The sequence below is a fragment of the Mycobacterium sp. TH-M106 genome (genome assembly GCF_057473765.1).
Genome location: NZ_JBYCLE010000127.1, coordinates 1 through 3,764, shown reverse-complemented (window position 1 = coordinate 3,764; position 3,764 = coordinate 1). Strand labels below are relative to the sequence as shown.

Sequence of the window (3,764 nt, the reverse complement as noted above, 5' to 3'; positions counted from 1 at the left end):
CCTGGCAAACCTCGACCTGGAGAAACTCGATGTCGTCAACCTGCGCGTCGGCGGGTTCGCCAACCCGGAGCCGGGCTCGATCGCCGAGCCGTTCACCTTACTCGCGCAACTGCAGCACGAGGGACTGATCAGACATCTGGGGGTCAGCAACGTCACCGCCGAACAGGTCGCCGAGGCCCAATCGATCGCGCCGATTTTCTGCGTGCAGAACCATAACAACCTTGCCCACCGAGTCGATGATGACCTCGTCGATTCGCTCGCCGCGCAAGGCATCGCCTATGTGCCCTTCTTCCCGCTCGGTGGCTTCACCCCGCTGCAGTCCGACACACTGCACACCATCGCCACCCGGCTCAACACGACACCGTTTGCCGTCGCGCTGGCGTGGCTGCTCCGCCGCTCACCAAACATCTTGTTGATCCCCGGCACGTCGTCGGTCGCGCATCTGCGGGATAACGTCGCTGCCGCCGAGTTGAGCCTTTCCGAGGATGTGTTGGCCGATCTCAACGGCATTGCCGCATAAGCGGTGGAGCCAGCCCACCCAGGCACAATGTGAGCGTGGCTGGGTGGCAGTTCTGGATTGACCGGGGCGGCACGTTCACCGACATCGTGGCACGTCGGCCGGACGGGCGGCTGTCGACACACAAGCTGCTGTCCGAGAGCCCGTCGCGTTACCGCGACGCCGCCGTAGCCGGGATCCGCGCTCTGCTAGGAATCGGCGCGGACACCCCGATCCCCGCCCAGCTGATCGACACGGTGCGGATGGGCACCACCGTCGCGACCAACGCGCTGCTGGAGCGCACCGGAGAGCGCACACTGCTGGTGATCACCCGCGGTTTCGGCGATGCGCTGCGCATCGGCTACCAGAACCGGCCACGCATCTTCGACCGGCACATCGTGGCACCCGAGCCGCTCTACGAGCGCACCGTCGAAGTCGACGAACGGGTCACCGCCGGCGGCACGGTGCTGCAGGCGCCCGATCTCGAACCGCTCGGCGACCACCTGCGGCGCGCGCACGCCGACGGGATCCGTGCCGTCGCGGTGGTGTGCATGCACAGCTATCTGTACCCGCAGCACGAGCGGCAGATCGGCGAGCTGGCCAAGCAGGTCGGCTTCACCCAGATCTCACTGTCCTGCGAGGTCAGCCCGCTGATGAAACTGGTCCCGCGCGGAGACACCACCGTGGTCGACGCCTATCTGTCACCGGTGCTGCGGCGCTACGTCGACCGGGTTGCCGACCAGCTGTCCGACGTGCGCCTGATGTTCATGCAGTCCAACGGCGGCCTGACCGAGGCCCATCACTTCCGCGGCAAGGACGCGATCCTCTCCGGCCCCGCCGGCGGCATCGTCGGCATGGTACGGATGTCGGCGCTGGCCGGGTTCGACCACGTCATCGGCTTCGACATGGGCGGCACCTCCACCGACGTGTCGCACTATGCCGGCGAATACCAGCGGGTATTGGCCGCCGGGGCCGCCGGGGCCACCGAGGTCGCCGGCGTGCGACTGCAGGCTCCGATGCTGGACATCCACACCGTCGCCGCGGGCGGCGGGTCGATTCTGCGGTTCGACGGCAGCCGCTACCGGGTGGGCCCGGAGTCGGCGGGTGCCGACCCCGGCCCGGCCTGCTACCGCCGCGGCGGTCCGCTGACCGTCACCGACGCCAACGTGATGCTCGGCCGCGTCCAGCGCGCCTATTTCCCTGCCGTCTTCGGGCCGGACGGCGACCAGCCGCTCGACGACCAGATCGTGCGGCGCCGCTTCACCGCCCTGGCCGCCGAAGTCCAGGCGCACACCGGCGACGGGCGCTCACCGGAGCAGGTCGCCGAAGGGTTTCTGCGCATCGCGGTGGCGAACATGGCGAATGCGGTCAAGAAAATCTCTATCCAGAAGGGACACGACGTCACCCGCTACGTGCTGACCACGTTCGGCGGAGCCGGGGGCCAGCACGCGTGCGCGGTCGCCGACCAGCTGGGTATCCGCACGGTGCTGGTCCCGCCGATGGCTGGTGTGCTCTCCGCGCTGGGCATCGGGCTGGCCGATACCGTCGCGATGCGGGAGCAGTCCTTGGAAATCCGGCTCACCTGTGGAACTTTGGCGAAGTTAGCCGGTGTAGCAGACTCCCTCGAGCAGGCAGCGCGTGCCGACCTCGCCGACCAGGGCGTCCCGGCCGGGTTGATCCGGGTGGCTCGCCGTGTGCATCTCCGTTACGACGGAACCGACACCGCGATCCCGGTCGAGCTCGGCGAGATCGGGGTCATGGAGGCGGAATTTGAGGCAGTGCATCACCGGACGTACTCGTTCGTGATGGACCGCCCGCTGATCGCCGGTGCGGTCACCGTCGAGGCAATCGGGCTTGCCGAACAACCCGACCTCTCCGCTGGGGACGGCGACCGGCCCGCCGACACCGGGCACCAGACCGGGACCATCCGGCTCTATTGGGGAGGCGGGTGGGGCGACGCGCCGCTGTACCGGCGGGAGAACATGCGACCGACGAACACCGTGGCCGGCCCGGCGATGATCACCGAGGCCAACGCCACCACCGTTGTCGACGACGGCTGGCAGGCAACGATGACCCAGACCGGGCACTTGCTGATCCAGCGAACCGCCGCCCTCGAAACACCGGATCCGGGCACCGAGGACAGCACGGCCGACCCGGTCCGGCTGGAGATCTTCAACAACCTGTTCATGTCGATCGCCGAACAGATGGGGGCGCGGTTGCAGGCAACCGCCCAGTCGGTGAACATCCGCGAGCGACTGGACTTCTCCTGCGCATTATTCGATCCGGACGGCAACCTTGTCGCCAACGCGCCACACATCCCGGTGCATCTCGGCTCGATGGGCGCCACCGTCAAGGAGGTGATCCGACGCCGCTCGGGACACGGTGCCCGCATGCAGCCCGGTCAGGTGTACGCGGTCAACGACCCCTATCACGGCGGTACCCACCTGCCGGACATCACCGTGATCACCCCGGTCTTCGACGAGGCCGGCCGGCGCGTCCTCTTCTTCGTCGCCTCACGGGGCCACCACGCTGAGATCGGTGGCACCACACCTGGTTCCATGCCCGCCAACAGCCACACGATCTGCGACGAGGGCGTGCTGTTCGACAACTGGCTGCTGGTGGAGGGCGGACGGTTCCGCGACACCGAGACCCGGCGTCTGCTCACCAACCAAGCCTTCGGATCCCGCGACCCCGACACCAACCTCGCTGATCTGCGCGCGCAGGTCGCCGCCAACCAGAAGGGCGTCGATGAGATTCGAAAGATAGTCGATCACTGGGGTATTCATGTCGTATCGGCCTATATGCGCCACGTCCAGGACAATGCCGAAGAGGCGGTCCGCCGCGTCATCGACCGGCTCGGCGGCGGCGAGTACCGCTACCGGATGGATTCCGGCGACACTATCGCGGTCCGCGTCGCCGTGCACCGCTCCACCCGCAGCGCGGTGATCGACTTCACCGGAACCTCAACCCAGTTGGGCACGAACTTCAACGCGCCGTCCTCGGTGACCACCGCAGCGGTGCTCTACGTGTTCCGGACGTTGGTCGACGACGAGATACCGCTCAACGACGGCTGCCTACGCCCACTGCATATCGAAGTCCCCCCCGGGTCGCTGCTCGCACCGACATATCCGGCCGCGGTCGTCGCCGGCAACGTGGAGACCTCACAACAGGTCACCGGCGCGCTGCTCGGCGCGCTCGGGGTGCAGGCCGAAGGCTCCGGAACGATGAACAACGTCACCTTCGGCAACCGGCACCACCAGTACTACGA

The 3,764-nt window shown here is 67.5% G+C and carries 2 protein-coding genes; both read left to right on the top strand.

What is annotated here, in order from left to right:
- On the top strand, positions 1–520 hold a 520-nt coding region (locus AC2VOP_RS04545; RefSeq protein ID WP_486959841.1), incomplete at its 5' end, for an aldo/keto reductase.
- Positions 521–549: 29 nt separating this feature from the next.
- The coding region (locus AC2VOP_RS04540) for a hydantoinase B/oxoprolinase family protein (protein ID WP_486959840.1) at positions 550–3,764 on the top strand (3,215 nt) is incomplete at its 3' end.